Here is a 16,427-nt window from a genome sequence, read left to right as displayed (position 1 = left end):
TCCCACAGGACCGTGCTGCCCTGGAGGCTTGTGGGAGCCGGCTTGCCGGCGATGGGCGTGCAGCGCACCCGCGTCCTTAACTGATAGGCACTACCCCGCCCGGCGCAACAACCACACACCCGCCAGCGCACAGATCCCGGCCGGGATCACCACCGCCAGCAGCGGTGGGAAGCCGAACACCTGGCTCGATGGCCCCAGCAGGTCCTGGCCGATGCGGAACACGAAGCCCACCAGCACGCCGGTGAACACCCGCTGGCCGAGGGTCACCGAACGCAGCGGGCCGAAGATGAAGGAAATCGCCATCAGCACCAGGGCCGCGGTGACCACCGGCTGCAACACCTTGGTCCAGAATGCCAGCCAGTAACGGGCATTGTTCAGGCCTTGCTCGGACAGGTAGTGGATGTAGTCCCACAGGCCGGTGATCGACAGCGACTCGGGCGCCAGGATCACGGTGTTGAGCAGTTGCGGTGTCACCGAAACGTCCCAGCGTTCCTGAGGGGTCTTCACCACCTCGGTGTGGTCGCCACGGAAATGGGTGGTGGCGACGTCGCTGAGGATCCAGTGATCCTGGTTGTACTGCGCCCGGCGCGCGAAGCTCGAGGTCACGATGTGACGCTCGGCATCGAAGCGATAACGGGTCACGCCCAGCAGCAGGCCATTGGGCTGCACCGAGTTGATGTGCACGAACTCCTCGCCCTGGCGGTGCCACATGCCACGCTTGGAGCTCTGGGCGTCGCCGCCACCCTGGGCCAGCGAGCGGTCGGCCTGGGCCTTGTTCTCGGTGACCGGGGCCACGTACTCGCCGATCAGCAGGCCGACCAGCATGAGCACCAGCATCGGCTTCATCACCGCCCAGACAATGCGCCCGATCGACACGCCGGCAGCGCGCATGATGGTCAGCTCGCTGCTGCTGGCCAGGCTGCCCAGGCCGATCAGGCAGCCGATCAGCGCGGCCATCGGCAGCATCTCGTACAACCGGCGCGGCGCGGTCAGCAACACGAAACGGCCGGCGTCCATCACCGTATAGGTGTTGCTCAAGTCGCCCATCTCGTCGATGAAGGCGAACAGCGAAGCCAGGCCGAGGATGATCCCCAGCACCGCCAGGATGGCCAGCAGCACGCTCTGGCCGATGTAGCGATCCAGCTTAGCCATGGGCCACCTCCGAACGACGGGCGGCGAGCTTCAGGCGCAGTGGCTCCCAGTACATCAGGCCCAGGCCGATCAGCAGGAACAGCCCATGCACCCACCACATGCCCAGGGCGATCGGAATCTTGCCCTTCTCCAGGGCGCCGCGTACGGAAATCAGCATCGTCAGGTAGGCCATGTACAGAAGAATCGCCGGCAGCAGCTTGAGGAAACGGCCCTGGCGCGGGTTGACGCGCGACAGCGGCACGGCCAGCAAGGTCACCACGAAGACCAGCAGCGGCAGCGACAGGCGCCACTGCAGCTCGGCCTGCTCGCGCAGCGCCTTCTTGCCGAACAGCTCGGAGGTGGGGATGGCCTCGCGGTCGGTCACTTCCTCGCTGACCTCGGGCTTGGGCAGCAGCACGCCATAGGTGTCGTACTTGATCGCGCGGTAGTCGGCCTGGCCCGGGTTGCCGTCGTAGCGGTAGCCGTTTTCCAGGATCAGGTAGCGATTGCCGTCGGCCTGCACTTCCTGGTGCCCCTTTTCGGCGACCAGCACCGAAGGCGCACGGTCCTTGGTCTTGTCCTGATTGAAACGCTTCTCGGAGATGAACACGCCGCTCAGGTTGATGCGATCGTCGGTCAGCTCTTCGGTGTAGGTCACCCGCGAACCGTCGCGCAGGGTCTGGAAGCGCCCAGGCACCAGGGTATCGAATTCGGTCAGGGCGTCCTGCTGGTTGATGATCTGCTGCACCTGGGCCACGCCCTGGGGGGCCAAGCTCAGGCTCAGCCAGGCCACCAGCAGGGCGACCAGCCCGGCCGGGGCCAGGGTCAGCAGTAGCAGGCGCTGCTGGCTCATGCCGGTGGCCGAGAGGACGGTCATCTCGCTTTCCAGGTAGAGCCGGCCGTAGGCCAGGAGAATGCCGAGGAACAGGCCCAGCGGCAGGATCAGCTGCAGGAAGCCCGGCAGGCGGAAGCCCATGATCAGGAACAGAACGCTCGGATCGAGCACGCCCTGGGCGGCCTGGGCCAGATACTTGATGAAGCGCCCACTCATGATGATCACCAGCAGCACGGCGCTGACGGCGCTCAAGGTCACCAGGACCTCGCGGGACAGATAACGGAAGACGATCAAACCAGACACTCCTGGGTTGTCAGGGGCGCAAAGCCATTCAAGGGCTTCGGACAGCCAAGACCTATGCCGGTTCGCCGAAGGCGAACCTCCATGTAAAGTGCGCGCATTATCCTGTGATTGGCAGTGCCTGTCACTTGGCCGCGCATGACGGCGCATGTCGGGGTTGTCATCGAGGTTGCCGCAGGCTCAAACTGGCAGCTTTTCCACTGGCACGCGAGCACGCGGCCAGGCCCGTTTCGAGCGTGTGCACGAGACCGCGCCAACTGACTGATCATTCGGGGACCCTGACATGGAACTGGTTGTAAAAAGTGTAGCCGCCGCCTCCTTGAAAACCGCCACCTTGGTACTGGCCGTTGGTGAAGGACGCAAGCTCGGCGAAATCGCCAAGGCCGTCGACCAGGCCAGCAACGGTGCCATCAGCGCCGTGCTCAAGCGTGGCGACCTGGCCGGCAAGCCCGGCCAGACCCTGCTGCTGCACAGCCTGCCAGGCCTCAAGGCCGAGCGCGTGCTGCTGGTGGGCAGCGGCAAGGAAGCGCTGGGCGATCGCGCCTGGCGCAAGCTGGTCGCCAGCGTCGCCGGCGTACTCAAGGGCCTGAACGGCGGCGACGCGGTACTGGCCCTGGATGATGTCAGCGTCACCGGCCGCGATGCCTACTACAGCAAGTACCGCCTGTTGGCCGAGACCCTGTTCGACGGCGAATACGTGTTCGACCGCTTCAAGAGCCAGAAGGCCGAGCCCCGCGCGTTGAAGAAGATCACCCTGCTGGCCGACAAGGCCGGCCAGGGCGAAGTCGAACGCGCCGTGAAACACGCCAGCGCCATCGCCGCCGGCATGTCCTTCACCCGCGACCTGGGCAACCTGCCGCCGAACCTGTGCCACCCAAGCTTCCTGGCCGAGCAGGCCAAGGAACTGGGCAAGGCGCACAAGAACCTCAAGGTCGAGGTCCTGGACGAGAAGAAGATCAAGGACCTGGGCATGGGTGCCTTCTATGCCGTGGGCCAGGGCAGCGACCAGCCGCCACGCCTGATCGTGCTCAACTACCAGGGCGGCAAGAAGAGCGAGAAGCCATTCGTGCTGGTCGGCAAGGGCATCACCTTCGACACCGGCGGCATCAGCCTCAAGCCCGGTGCCGGCATGGATGAAATGAAATACGACATGTGCGGCGCCGCCAGCGTGTTCGGCACCCTGCTTGCAGTGCTGCAACTGCAGCTGCCGATCAACCTGGTGTGCCTGCTGGCCTGCGCCGAGAACATGCCCAGCGGTGGCGCCACCCGCCCGGGTGACATCGTCACCACCATGAGCGGCCAGACCGTCGAGATCCTCAACACCGACGCCGAAGGCCGCCTGGTGCTGTGCGACACCCTGACCTACGCCGAGCGCTTCAAGCCCCAGGCAGTGATCGACATCGCCACCCTGACCGGCGCCTGCATCGTCGCCCTGGGCAGCCACACCTCGGGGCTGATGGGCAACAACGACGACCTGGTCGGCCAGTTGCTCGACGCCGGCAAGCGCGCCGACGACCGCGCCTGGCAGCTGCCGCTGTTCGACGAGTACCAGGAGCAGCTGGACAGCCCGTTCGCCGACATCGCCAACATCGGCGGGCCGAAGGCCGGCACCATCACCGCCGGTTGCTTCCTGTCGCGCTTCGCCAAGGCCTACGACTGGGCACACCTGGACGTTGCTGGCACCGCGTGGATCAGCGGCGGCAAGGACAAGGGCGCCTCGGGCCGCCCGGTCCCGCTGCTGACCCAGTACCTGCTCGACCGCGCCAACGCCTGATGCCTCCAGGCCGGTGGCGTTCGCGCGCCATCGGCTGGCAGACCTGACCATGAGCAAAGTCGACTTCTACATCCTGCCCACCGACGACTTGGCGGCACGCCTGGATTTCGCCTGCAAGTTGTGCGAGAAGGCCTGGCGCCTCGGCCACCGGGTCTACCTGCACTGCCAGGATGCCGAGCAGCGCGCCGTGCTGGACGAACGCCTGTGGCGTTTCAAGGGAGAAGCCTTCGTGCCCCATGACCCAGCCGAGGCCCATGCCGACGCCGTGGTGGCCCTGGGGCTGGGCGACGATGCCGGCACCCACCATGACCTGCTGATCAACCTGGGGGCCGACGTGCCTGGGTTCGTCGGTCAGTTCGAACGGGTGGCCGAGATCGTCGTCGAGGCTCCGGCCGTCCGCCAGGCTGCTCGGGAGCGATTCCGTTTCTACCGTGAACGGGGCTATGCTCTGCAAGACCACCGCTTACAGCGACTTTGACGATGATGGACAAGCACTCCCCCCTACCTGACTCCGCGCATCTGCTCGACGACCTCGAGTCGATCCGCCAGTTGCTGGGCGACGCCGACCTGCAACCGCCGCTGCTGACCGAAACGGTCGAGCAGATCCCTCTGCTGCTCGACGAACCGGCCGGCAACACGGCGCCGCCCACCGAAGCCACACCAGCGGTGGACGAGGACGACCCGCAGACCCGCCGCCAGGACACCCTGCTGCATCTGGAAGCTGACCTGCGCGCCGCCGCCCAACAGATCATGCAAGACGTGATCAACGATTTCACGCCGCACATCGAGAACGAGATCAAGCGCCGCCTGGATGCGCGCATGGAACGGCTGATCAAGCGTTCGGAATGATGCCCTGGGGCCGCCTTGCGGCCCTTTCGCGGCACAAGGCCGCTCCTACAGGGACCGTGGCGTCTGTAGGAACGGCCTTGTGCCGCGAAAGGGCTGCAAAGCAGCCCCTGCCCCTGTCGCCTCGAACCCCCACCTTGGTTATACTTCCCGGCTTTCCCGAATTAATGCCATAGGGTCCCGCCGCGCATGGATAAGACCTACCAGCCGCACGCCATCGAAACTTCCTGGTACAACACCTGGGAGTCCGAGAACTATTTCGCCCCACAAGGTGCAGGCGAGTCCTACACCATCATGATCCCGCCGCCGAACGTGACCGGCAGCCTGCACATGGGCCATGGCTTCAACAATGCGATCATGGACGCCCTGATCCGCTTCCGCCGCATGCAGGGTCGCGACACCCTGTGGCAGCCGGGCACCGACCACGCAGGCATCGCCACCCAGATGCTGGTGGAGCGCCAGCTCGAGGCCAAGGGCCAGAACCGTCATGACCTGGGCCGCGAAAAGTTCCTGGAGAAGGTCTGGGAGTGGAAAGAGCAGTCCGGTGGCAACATCAGCCGCCAGATCCGTCGCCTGGGCTCGTCGGTAGACTGGAGCCGTGAACGCTTCACCATGGACGATGGCCTCTCCGAGGCGGTCAAGGAAGCCTTCGTACGTCTGCATGAAGACGGCCTGATCTACCGCGGCAAGCGCCTGGTCAACTGGGATACCAAGCTGCACACCGCCATCTCCGACCTCGAAGTGGAAAACCACGACGAGAAGGGCCACCTGTGGAATCTGCGCTACCCGCTGGCCGATGGCGCCAAGACCGCTGAAGGCAAGGACCACCTGGTCGTCGCCACCACCCGTCCGGAAACCCTGCTCGGCGATGCCGCCGTCGCGGTCAACCCGAACGACGAACGCTACCAGGCCCTGATCGGCAAGTTCGTCGAGCTGCCCTTGGTGGGCCGCCGCATCCCGATCATCGCCGACGACTACTGCGACCCGGAGTTCGGCACCGGCTGCGTGAAGATCACCCCGGCCCACGACTTCAACGACTATGAAGTCGGCAAGCGCCACAACCTGCCGCTGCTCAACATCTTCGACAAGAACGCCCTGGTGCTGGCAAGCGCCCAGGCCTTCAACCTCGACGGCAGCGTCAACGAGAACATCGACACCACCCTGCCCGCCCAATACGCCGGCCTCGACCGTTTCGTCGCGCGCAAGCAGATCGTCGCCGACCTGGACGCCCAGGGCCTGCTGGTCAGCATCGACGACCACGCCCTGAAAGTACCGAAGGGCGACCGCTCCGGCACCGTCATCGAGCCGTGGCTGACCGACCAGTGGTACGTTTCCACCAAGCCGCTGGCCGAGCCTGCCATTGCCGCCGTGGAAGACGGCCGCATCCAGTTCGTGCCCAAGCAGTACGAGAACATGTATTTCTCCTGGATGCGTGACATCCAGGACTGGTGCATCAGCCGCCAGCTGTGGTGGGGCCACCGCATCCCGGCCTGGTACGACGAGGCCGGCCAGGTCTATGTCGGGCGCAACGAAGCCGAGGTGCGCGCCAAGCACAACCTGGGCGCCGACGTGGCCCTGCGCCAGGACGACGACGTACTCGACACCTGGTTCAGCTCGGGCCTGTGGACCTTCTCCACCCTGGGCTGGCCGGAACAGACCGAGTTCTTGAAGAAATTCCACTCCACCGACGTGCTGGTCACGGGCTTCGACATCATCTTCTTCTGGGTCGCTCGGATGATCATGCTGACGATGCACCTGATCAAGAACGAGGACGGCACCCCGCAGGTACCGTTCAAGACCGTCTACGTCCATGGCTTGGTGCGTGATGGCCAGGGCCAGAAGATGTCCAAGTCCAAGGGCAACGTGCTCGACCCGCTGGACATCGTCGACGGCATCACCCTCGACGCCCTGCTGGAAAAACGCACCAGCGGCATGATGCAGCCCAAGCTTGCCGAGAAGATCGCCAAGCAGACCAAGGCCGAGTTCCCGGAAGGTATCGCCAGCTACGGCACCGATGCCCTACGCTTCACCTTCTGCTCGCTGGCCTCCACCGGCCGCGACATCAAGTTCGACATGGGCCGCGTCGAAGGCTACCGCAACTTCTGCAACAAGATCTGGAACGCCGCCCGCTACGTGCTGGACAAAGGCGAAGACTGCGGCCAGAACGGCGAGGCCTACGAGCTGTCGCTGGCCGACCGCTGGATCATCTCGCAGCTGCAGCGCACCGAGGCCGAGGTCACCCGTCAGCTCGAGCAGTTCCGCTTCGACCTGGCCAGCCAGGCCCTGTACGAGTTCATCTGGAACCAGTACTGCGACTGGTACCTGGAGCTGTCCAAGCCGGTGCTCTGGGACGAGAACGCTCCGGTCGAGCGCGCCCGCGGCACCCGTCGCACCTTGGTACGCGTGCTGGAAGTGGCCCTGCGCCTGGCTCACCCGTTCATGCCATTCATCACCGAGGAGATCTGGCAGCGCATCGCGCCGCTGGCCGGTATCGACGGCAAGACCATCATGCTGCAACCGTGGCCGGTGGCCAACGAGAGCCGCATCGACACCGCCGCCGAAGGCGACATCGAGTGGCTGCAGCAGCTGATGGTCGGCCTGCGCAACATCCGCGCCGAGATGAACATCGGCCCAGGCAAGCCGCTGCCGCTGTTCCTCAAGAACGCCAATGCCGACGACCAGCGTCGCCTGCAGGAGAACGAGGCACTGCTCAAGAAGCTGGCCAAGGTCGAGTCGTTCACCGTACTGGGCGAGCAGGACGAAGCGCCACTGTCGGCTACCGCACTGGTGGGCGACCTGCAGGTACTGGTGCCGATGGCCGGCCTGATCGACAAGGATGCCGAGCTTGCGCGTCTGAACAAGGAAATCCAGCGCCTGCAAGGCGAAGTCCAGCGCGTGGGCGGCAAGCTGTCCAACGCTGCGTTCGTCGACAAGGCCCCGCCTGCCGTGATCGAGAAAGAGCGCGCCAAGCTGGCCGAGTCCGAGCAGGCCCTGGCCAACCTGACCGAGCAGCATGCGCGGATTGCAGCGCTGTAACATCGAGTGAAGCCATAGCGGGCTGCTTTGCAGCCCATCGCCGGCAAGCCGGCTCCCACAGGTAACGTGCAGACCCTGAACCTTGCACTGACCTGTGGGAGCCGGCTTGCCGGCGATGCTTTTTCAGGACCCTACCATGACCCAGAAACCCACCCTGCACCCGCGCAACCGACACAAGGGCCACTACGACTTCCCCAGCCTGATCAAGGCCCACCCGGACCTTGCCCGCTTCACCATCACCAACCCCTACGGCAAGCTCAGTATCGACTTCGCCAACCCCGAGGCGGTGCGGGTGTTCAACCGTGCCCTGCTCAAGGCCCAGTACGGCATCCAGCACTGGGACATCCCGGCCGACTACCTGTGCCCGCCGATCCCAGGCCGGGCCGACTATATCCACGTGCTGGCCGACCTGCTGGCCGAAGATTGCGGCGGTGCCATCCCCCGCGGCCCCCAGGTGCATGCGCTGGACATCGGCGTCGGTGCCAACTGCATCTACCCGTTGCTCGGCCACAGCGACTACCGCTGGCGCTTCCTCGGCTCGGACATCGACCCGATCGCCCTGGCCTCGGCCAAGGCGATCGTGCAGGCCAATGGCCTGGCCAAGGTGATCACCCTGCGCCAGCAAGGCAACCCACGGCATATCCTCGACGGCCTGCTGCAAAGCGATGAGCGTTTCGATGTGACCCTGTGCAACCCGCCCTTCCATGCCTCCCGGGACGAAGCCACCCGTGGCAGCCAACGCAAGTGGAAGAACCTGGGCAAGCAGGACCCCAAGCGCAAGCTACCGGTCCTGAACTTCGGCGGGCAGAACAATGAGCTGTGGTGCGAAGGTGGCGAGATTCGTTTCGTCACCCAACTGGTGGGCGAGAGCGTGCCGTACGGGGAACAGGTGCTGTGGTTCACCAGCCTGGTGTCGAAGGCCAGCAACCTGCCGGGTATCGAGGCGGCCCTGAAGAAGGCCGGGGCGAAGGCGCAACGTGTCGTCGCCATGGGCCAGGGCCAGAAGCAGAGCCGCATGGTCGCCTGGAGTTTCCAGGACGACGCCGCTCGCCAGGCCTGGCATGCCCGGCGCGAGGGCAAACCGCAGGCATGAAAAAACCGCGCCCAGGCAAGCCGGGCGCGGTTCGTTCAACGCATCAACGTCTTACTTGTTGACGGCGTCGTTCAGGACCTTGGCAGGTACGAACTTGACGACTTTCTTGGCAGCGATTTCGATGGCAGCGCCAGTCGAAGGGTTGCGGCCGGTACGGGCAGGACGCTCGGAGACTTTCAGCTTGCCGATGCCTGGCAGGGTGATTTCAGCGCCGTTTTCCAGTTGGTCGGCGACGATCTGGCCCAGTTGCTCCAGGGCGTTACGCGCGGTGGTCTTCGGCGCGTCGATGGCTTCGGCGATATCGGCAATCAGTTGGTCTTTGGTCAATGCCATGGTGGTGTTCCTTCCCTATCAAATTCAGTGATTATGCAGTGTGCCAGGTCGTAATCGGGCCAGCCCTGGGCGGCCAGGCGGGCCGCGCCAATCGCGTATGTAGATACGAAAATCGGCGTTTGGTTCGACACGGCCAAGCGATCTGCCGGCAATGCGCCACCCAAGGGGCGCAAGACCGCGCAAAGCTACCACAGGAATGGATAAATATCCGCTGCCGGCTTCGATTTAATGCAGGTTTTTCGGGGGGTTTAGCGGAAAACGCAAAAAATTGAACAAAAAACGAACAACAGACATTTCCGCCAACATCTGGCCACTGCATCGCCCCTGCCCTGGGTTAAACTGGGCGACTTTGCAGCGCGGTCCGCCACCGCCCGACACCTATTCGAGATATCCATGCCAATCCGTCATTGCATCGTTCACCTGATCGACAAGAAACCTGATGGCAGCCCCGCAGTATTGCACGCGCGCGAGTCCGAACTCGCCGCCTCCGACGCCATCGAAAACCTGCTGGCCGACCTCAACGACAGCTATAACGCCAAGCAGGGCAAGGCCTGGGGCTTCTTCCACGGCGAGTCCGGTGCCTACCCGCTCAGCGGCTGGCTGAAGCAGTACCTGGACGAGGAAAAGGACTTCACCGCCTTCAGCCGTATCGCCGTCGAGCACCTGCAAAAGCTGATGGAGGAATCCAACCTCTCCACCGGTGGCCACATCCTCTTCGCCCATTACCAGCAAGGCATGACCGAGTACCTGGCCATCGCCTTGCTGCACCACAGCGAAGGCGTGGCGGTGAATGCCGAGCTCGACGTCACCCCGTCGCGCCACCTGGACCTCGGCCAACTGCACCTGGCGGCGCGTATCAACCTCTCGGAATGGAAGAACAACCAGAACTCCAAGCAGTACATCTCGTTCATCAAGGGTAAGAACGGCAAGAAGGTCTCGGACTATTTCCGCGACTTCATCGGCTGCCAGGAAGGCGTGGACGGCCCCGGTGAAACCCGCACGCTGCTCAAGGCCTTCAGCGACTTCGTCGAGAGCGAGGACCTGCCCGAGGAAGCGGCCCGGGAAAAAACCCAGACCCTGGTCGACTACGCCACCACCCAGACCAAACTGGGCGAGCCGGTGACCCTGGAAGAACTGTCGAGCCTGATCGACGAGGACCGCCCGAAGGCCTTCTACGACCATATCCGCAACAAGGACTACGGCCTATCGCCGGAGATCCCGGCAGACAAACGCACCCTCAACCAGTTCCGCCGCTTCACCGGCCGGGCCGAAGGCCTGTCGATCAGCTTCGAGGCTCACCTGCTCGGCTCGAAGGTGGAGTATGACGAGGAAGCCGGCACCCTGATCATCAAGGGCCTGCCGACCCAGCTGGTCGATCAGCTCAAGCGCCGCAAGGATTGAGGCTGCGCCTTATCGCCGGCAAGCCGGCTCCCACCTGCGCTGCGCTGCCTCCAGAGACACCGCCGCACCTGTGGGAGATCCAGCCCTTCGGGCGCTGATCCTTTGAGGGAGCGGCTTGCCGGCGATGGCGCTGACGCCCTCTAACGTTCAGCCCCCCTCGGCATAGGCCGCCACCAGGGCTTCCTTGGCCGACTTGCGCAGCTTCTTCACCAGGCGCTCCTGGCGCAATGCCTCGGCCTTGTCCGGCCACTGCTCGACATAGACCAGCGCCTGGGCCGGGCTGGTCTTGAAATAACGCGCCCCCTGTCCCTTCTGGTGCTTCAGAAAGCGCCGCTGCGGGTCATCGCTGATACCGCAATACAGCGAACCATTGGCGGCACGCACCAGGTAGACGTACCACGGCTTGGGGTTGGGGGGAGGAAGTGTCTCGCTCACAGCGTCGTTCAGGGCCACCAGGAAAGCTGCCAGCTTACTCGCTCAACGCGCTTGCTGAAACGCCCGGAGCCCCTTGAATGCCTGCAAGCGCACCTTGTTCTGCAACATTGGCGACCAGCCCAGCACCAGGCCAGGCAACCCTAGGGCCTGGCGGGACCAGCGCCAGAAATCGAAACCGTCGTCATGCTGCAGGATCAGGCCGTCGCGAATGACGAAACGCGCCTGGATGTCGTTGACCACCGTGCGCCCGGTCTGGCTGAACAGGTAACGCGCCACCCAATGCGCACTGGCGCTGTCCTGATTGGCCTGAACGTGGTCGAAAGTCAGCGAAAAATCCTTGGCTCGTGTGGTCAGCATCCGCCACATATCGCCGACGTCCTGGCCGCGCAAGGTGCCGAACACCGGGTCGCTGAAAGTAATGTCTTCGCTGTAGCAAGCCACCATGGACTCGGCATCCAAGCGCTGGAAAGCCTGGTAGAAACGGGTGATCAGTGCTTGGTTGGCATCGCTCATGGCGCAATCCGTCGAGAAGTGGAAGCTCGAACGATAATCCGTGACGCGCGCTGGCGCCATGCCCATTCGAGCCTTCGATGCCCCCATCGAAGAAAAGGCCTACACCCGCTCGCTGGTTACCTGCACATGCAAGGCCCGCCCAGCCCCAAGGCCGAACACGATGGCCCCGACGCCCAAGGCTGCGAAGATCCACCCCACGGCAGACCAGCCGCCGGTCAGGTCATGCACCAACCCCACCGCGAAGGGCCCCATGGAGGCCAGTGTGTACCCTACTCCCTGGGCCATGCTCGACAGGTTCGCCGCGACATGGGCATCGTTCGAACGCAACACGATCAAGGTCAATGCCAGGGCGAAGGTACCGCCCTGCCCCAGGCCAAGCACGACCGCCCAGCCCCACAGGCCCGAGAGTGGCGCATACAAGCACCCGAACAACCCCGCCAGGGTGATCAGCATGACGATGACGATGGCCAGGCGCTGGTCTTTGCCCCGGGTTGCCAGCCAAGGCGCGCTGAGCGAACTGACCAGTTGCACGATCACCGAGCCGGACAGCACCAGACCCGCTTCTGTCGGGCTCAGGCCCCGGCCGATGAGAATCGACGGCAGCCAGCCGAAGACGATATAGGCCAACGACGACTGCAAGCCCATGTACAGCGTGACCTGCCAGGCCAGCGGATCACGCCACAGCCCCTTTACCCGATACGCCACCTTGTGCAAGCCATGCCCCCGGCGCGCCTGGGGCAGCCAGACCAGCATCGCCAGCAAGGCGGGCACCAGCCAGAACCCAAGGCCCAGGGCCCAGCTGTCGTCGAAGTATTGGGCCAGCGGCACGGTCGCTCCGGCCGCAACGGCCGCTCCCAGGCACAGGGCCATGGTGTAGACACCGGTCAGGGTGCCGGCATGCCGAGGGAAGTCGCGCTTGACGATACCCGGCAGCAGCACACCGATGATTCCGATGCTGGCACCGGCCACCAGGCTGCCGAGAAACACCCCGGGCGCCCCCAAGGCACTGCGCACCAGGATCCCCAGCGCCAGGGCCAGCAGGATGCCGAGAATCACCCGCTCGCTGCCAAAACGGCGCGCCAGCACGGGGGCCAGCGGCGCGAACAGGCCGAGGCAGAGCACCGGCAGGGTGGTCACCAAGCCCGCCTGGGACGCGCTCAGGCCCAAGCCTTCGGACACCTGCCCCAGCACCGGCGCCATGCTCGACAGGGCCGGGCGCAAGTTCAGCGCCACCAGTACCAGGCCAAGCAATAGCAACCAGGGTTTGTGCAGCACCACAGGCTGTTGCTGGACCTGTTCGTCGTCAGCCTCGGCGTCGATCAGCAGTTCGTCGAGCTCCGTCTCGTGGGGCGGGCCGGGGTGGGTCGTGCGTTCGTCCATGGGTTTCTCGTGGTCAGGGTTCGTTGAAGGCGAGGGTGATAGGGGCAGGCTTGTCCCGCGATCGGACCCATAACCCCACCATCAACCCCACTGAAGAGACAACGCCAATCGAGGCGTCGCCGCAAGCACCTACGCCTGAACCGCTGCCTTATCCAAGCGCATCGAGCAGTGCCTGGTTCATCTCCGGCGTGCCGATGGTAATCCGCAAGAACTGCGCGATCCGCGCTTGCTTGAAGTGTCGGACAATAACTCCCTGCTCCCGCAACCGCATCGCAATCCCCGCGGCATCCTGCTGCGGATGCCGAGCAAAGATGAAGTTGGCCGCCGAAGGCAGCACCTCGAAACCACGGTCGCGCAGTTCAGCGACCAACGCCTCGCGGCTGTCGATCACCTTGCGGCACGTCTCGTCGAAGTAGGCGCGGTCCTCGAACGCTGCCGCCGCCCCCACGATCGCCATGCGATCGAGCGGGTAGGAGTTGAAGCTGTTCTTGATCCGCTCCAGCGCCTCGATCAGGTCCGGGTGCCCCACCGCCAGGCCAACCCGCAGGCCGGCGAGGGAGCGCGACTTGGACAGCGTCTGGGTCACCAGCAGGTTGTCGTAGCGGCCCACCAGGCTGATGGCCGTTTCGCCGCCAAAATCGATGTACGCCTCGTCCACCACCACGACCGAATCAGGGTTGGCCTGCAGCAACTGCTCTACGGCCTGCAACGGCAGCAGACAACCGGTCGGCGCGTTGGGGTTGGGGAAGATGATGCCGGCATTGGGCTTGTTGTAGTCCGCGATGCGGATCTGGAACTGCTCGTCCAGTGCCACCGGCTCGAACGGGATGCCGTACAGGCCGCAGTACACCGGGTAGAAGCTGTAGCTGATGTCGGGGAACAGCAGCGGGCCGCCGTCATGCTGGAACAGGCCGTGAAAGATGTGCGCCAGCACTTCGTCCGAGCCGTTGCCGACGAATACCTGCTGCGCCGTCACGCCGTAGTACTCGGCCACCGCCTGCTTGAGGCGATCGGCATTGGGGTCCGGGTACAGGCGCAGGTTGTCGTTCAGTTCCCCCTGCATGGCCGCCAGTGCCTTGGGCGACGGGCCATAGGGGTTCTCGTTGGTGTTGAGCTTGACCAGGCGGGCCAGCTTGGGCTGCTCGCCCGGCACGTAGGGCACCAGGTCCTTGACGAAGGGGCTCCAGAATCGGCTCATGTTCAGTTCCCCTTGTTCTCGGTGAGGATGCGGTATTCGGCGCTGCGGGCGTGGGCAGTCAGCGACTCGCCACGGGCCAGGACCGACGCGGTGTGGCCCAGCTCGGAAGCGGCCTGCTCGGAGCAGAAGATGATCGATGAACGCTTCTGGAAGTCATACACCCCCAGTGGCGAGGAGAACCGGGCGGTACCGGAAGTGGGCAGCACGTGGTTGGGGCCGGCGCAGTAGTCGCCCAGGGCTTCGCTGGTGTGACGGCCCATGAAGATCGCGCCGGCATGGCGGATGTGCGGCAGCCAGGCTTGTGGGTCGGCCACCGACAGCTCCAGGTGCTCGGGCGCGATGCGGTTGGCGACGTCCATCGCCTGCTGCATGTCACGCACCTGGATCAGCGCGCCACGGCCGTTGATCGACTTCTCGATGATCTCGGCACGCTCCATGGTCGGCAGCAGTTTGTCGATGCTCGCGGCGACGCGGTCCAGGAACGCAGCGTCCGGGCTGACCAGAATTGCCTGGGCGTCTTCGTCATGCTCGGCCTGGGAGAACAGGTCCATGGCGATCCAGTCCGGGTCGGTCTGGCCGTCGCACACCACGAGGATCTCCGAAGGCCCGGCGATCATGTCGATGCCGACTTGGCCGAAGACGTGGCGCTTGGCGGTGGCCACGTAGATGTTGCCCGGGCCGACGATCTTGTCCACCTGGGGCACGCTCTGGGTGCCATAGGCCAGGGCCGCGACCGCCTGGGCGCCGCCGATGGTGAAGACACGGTCCACGCCGGCGATGCAGGCTGCGGCCAACACCAGTTCATTGACCTCGCCACGTGGGGTCGGTACCACCATCACCACTTCGCCGACCCCGGCGACCTTCGCCGGGATGGCGTTCATCAGTACCGACGACGGGTACGATGCCTTGCCGCCCGGGACATACAGGCCGGCACGGTCCAGCGGCGTGACCTTCTGACCGAGCACGGTGCCGTCGGCCTCGGTGTACTGCCAGGAGTCCTGCTTCTGCCGTTCGTGGTAGCTGCGCACACGGTTGGCCGCAGTCTCCAGCGCCTGGCGCTGGGCCTCGGTGATGCGGGTCAGCGCCAGCTCCAGGCGCTCGCGGCCGAGGATCAGGTCGTCGATGCCCTTGGCCTCGACGCCATCGAAGCGCTGGGTGAATTCCACCAGGGCGGCATCGCCGCGCTCGCGCACGGCCTTGATGATGTCGAGCACGCGCTGGTTGACCGCGTCATCGGACACGCTTTCCCAGCTCAGCAGATGATCCAGATGTCGGGCGAAATCCGGGTCAGCAGCGTTGAGACGGGCAATTGCAGTGGACACGGTCATGGCGAGGGCCTCGTTTTATTGGCGAATGCTCAGGCGCCCTAGGCTACCAGTCCATCCGCGCGGGCACCCGAGAAAGTTGGCTATGACGCGGATAGACGGGCGCGACGAGAAGTCGCGCGCAAAGGTCAGCCGCGGTGTCGGGATTCGACGGCCTGGCGCAGGGTATCGATCAGGCTCTGGATGCGCGCGTGCTGCATTTTCATGGAGGCCTTGTTGACCACCAGACGCGAGCTGATCGTGGCGATCAGTTCCTGGGGCTCCAGACCGTTGGCACGCAAGGTATTGCCGGTGTCGACCACGTCGATGATCTTGTCGGCCAGGCCGATCAGCGGCGCCAGCTCCATCGAGCCGTACAGCTTGATGATATCGACCTGACGGCCCTGCTCGGCGTAGTAGCGCTTGGCTACATTGACGAACTTGGTGGCCACGCGCAGGCGACCCTTGGGCTCCGGCGCGCCTACGGCACCTGCGGTCATCAGCTTGCAGCGGGCGATCTGCAGGTCCAGGGGCTCGTAGAGGCCCTGGCCACCGTACTCCATCAGCACGTCCTTGCCGGCCACCCCGAGGTCGGCGGCGCCATGCTCGACATAGGTCGGCACATCGGTAGCGCGCACGATCAGCAGGCGCACGTCGTCCTGGGTCGTGGGGATGATCAGCTTGCGGCTCTTGTCCGGATTCTCGGTCGGCACGATACCGGCCTCGGCCAGCAATGGCAGGGTATCGTCGAGGATTCGGCCCTTCGATAGCGCGATGGTCAACATGGGAAACGTCGGTCCTTAAGCGGCTACTGCCGGCCAGGTCGTCGACCTGGCCGCCTATGATTC

15 protein-coding genes are annotated in these 16,427 nt (G+C 64.7%); 6 read left to right on the top strand and 9 right to left on the bottom strand.

The window, feature by feature from the left end:
* Positions 1 to 90: 90 nt before the first annotated feature.
* Together lptG and lptF are read right to left on the bottom strand one after the other, a co-directional pair.
* Positions 91 to 1,152 (bottom strand): LPS export ABC transporter permease LptG, encoded by a 1,062-nt coding sequence (gene lptG / locus IRZ56_RS19575; protein WP_084856636.1) that lies wholly within the window; start codon positions 1,150 to 1,152, stop codon positions 91 to 93.
* Complete coding sequence (gene lptF, locus IRZ56_RS19570) at positions 1,145 to 2,260, bottom strand: LPS export ABC transporter permease LptF (protein WP_196146447.1); 1,116 nt, start codon at positions 2,258 to 2,260, stop codon at positions 1,145 to 1,147. The genes lptG and lptF overlap by 8 nt, the downstream gene beginning before the upstream one ends.
* A 289-nt stretch (positions 2,261 to 2,549) precedes the next feature.
* Here lptF and IRZ56_RS19565 point away from each other — a divergent pair, with 289 nt between their 5' ends.
* From IRZ56_RS19565 to rlmF, 5 genes are all read left to right on the top strand, one after another.
* Positions 2,550 to 4,040, top strand: a complete 1,491-nt coding sequence (locus IRZ56_RS19565) for a leucyl aminopeptidase (RefSeq protein ID WP_196146446.1) — start codon at positions 2,550 to 2,552, stop codon at positions 4,038 to 4,040.
* A 49-nt stretch (positions 4,041 to 4,089) separates the two neighbouring features.
* Entirely contained in the window at positions 4,090 to 4,518 is a 429-nt protein-coding gene (locus IRZ56_RS19560) for a DNA polymerase III subunit chi (protein ID WP_196146445.1), read from the top strand.
* 5 nt (positions 4,519 to 4,523) lie between these two features.
* A complete protein-coding gene (locus tag IRZ56_RS19555) occupies positions 4,524 to 4,889 on the top strand; it encodes a DNA polymerase III subunit chi (protein WP_196146450.1) in 366 nt (121 codons plus the stop codon).
* A 186-nt stretch (positions 4,890 to 5,075) separates the two neighbouring features.
* Positions 5,076 to 7,922, top strand: coding sequence for a valine--tRNA ligase (locus IRZ56_RS19550; protein WP_196146444.1), 2,847 nt, complete (start codon positions 5,076 to 5,078; stop codon positions 7,920 to 7,922).
* A gap of 136 nt (positions 7,923 to 8,058) precedes the next feature.
* Positions 8,059 to 9,015 carry a 23S rRNA (adenine(1618)-N(6))-methyltransferase RlmF gene (gene rlmF, locus IRZ56_RS19545; RefSeq protein ID WP_196146443.1) on the top strand — a complete coding sequence of 319 codons (957 nt, stop codon included), beginning with the start codon at positions 8,059 to 8,061 and terminating at the stop codon, positions 9,013 to 9,015.
* Between the two features lie 51 nt (positions 9,016 to 9,066).
* Here the strand turns inward: rlmF and IRZ56_RS19540 are convergent, their stop codons facing one another.
* Positions 9,067 to 9,348, bottom strand: coding sequence for an HU family DNA-binding protein (locus tag IRZ56_RS19540; RefSeq protein WP_043210728.1), 282 nt, complete (start codon positions 9,346 to 9,348; stop codon positions 9,067 to 9,069).
* Between the two features lie 393 nt (positions 9,349 to 9,741).
* On the opposite strand from IRZ56_RS19540, the gene yejK reads away from it, so the two are divergent.
* A complete protein-coding gene (yejK, locus tag IRZ56_RS19535; protein ID WP_196146442.1) occupies positions 9,742 to 10,749 on the top strand; it encodes a nucleoid-associated protein YejK in 1,008 nt (335 codons plus the stop codon).
* 147 nt (positions 10,750 to 10,896) lie between these two features.
* Here yejK and IRZ56_RS19530 read toward each other — a convergent pair whose 3' ends face one another.
* From IRZ56_RS19530 to hisG, 6 genes are all read right to left on the bottom strand, one after another.
* The gene (locus IRZ56_RS19530) at positions 10,897 to 11,184 is read right to left on the bottom strand and encodes a GIY-YIG nuclease family protein (RefSeq protein WP_196146441.1); all 288 of its coding nucleotides are present in this window, start codon (positions 11,182 to 11,184) and stop codon (positions 10,897 to 10,899) included.
* A 42-nt stretch (positions 11,185 to 11,226) separates the two neighbouring features.
* The gene (locus tag IRZ56_RS19525; protein WP_196146440.1) at positions 11,227 to 11,697 is read right to left on the bottom strand and encodes a nuclear transport factor 2 family protein; all 471 of its coding nucleotides are present in this window, start codon (positions 11,695 to 11,697) and stop codon (positions 11,227 to 11,229) included.
* Positions 11,698 to 11,796: 99 nt separating this feature from the next.
* Complete coding sequence (locus tag IRZ56_RS19520; protein ID WP_196146439.1) at positions 11,797 to 13,077, bottom strand: CynX/NimT family MFS transporter; 1,281 nt, start codon at positions 13,075 to 13,077, stop codon at positions 11,797 to 11,799.
* Positions 13,078 to 13,225: 148 nt separating this feature from the next.
* A complete protein-coding gene (hisC, locus tag IRZ56_RS19515) occupies positions 13,226 to 14,275 on the bottom strand; it encodes a histidinol-phosphate transaminase (protein WP_196146438.1) in 1,050 nt (349 codons plus the stop codon).
* 2 nt (positions 14,276 to 14,277) lie between these two features.
* Positions 14,278 to 15,603, bottom strand: coding sequence for a histidinol dehydrogenase (hisD, locus tag IRZ56_RS19510; protein ID WP_196146437.1), 1,326 nt, complete (start codon positions 15,601 to 15,603; stop codon positions 14,278 to 14,280).
* A gap of 125 nt (positions 15,604 to 15,728) precedes the next feature.
* A complete protein-coding gene (gene hisG, locus IRZ56_RS19505) occupies positions 15,729 to 16,364 on the bottom strand; it encodes an ATP phosphoribosyltransferase (RefSeq protein ID WP_043213301.1) in 636 nt (211 codons plus the stop codon).
* Positions 16,365 to 16,427 lie beyond the last annotated feature (63 nt).

Source organism: Pseudomonas guariconensis (assembly GCF_015680235.1).
Lineage (GTDB): Bacteria > Pseudomonadota > Gammaproteobacteria > Pseudomonadales > Pseudomonadaceae > Aquipseudomonas > Aquipseudomonas guariconensis_A.
This window is presented reverse-complemented; position numbering and strand designations above follow the sequence as displayed.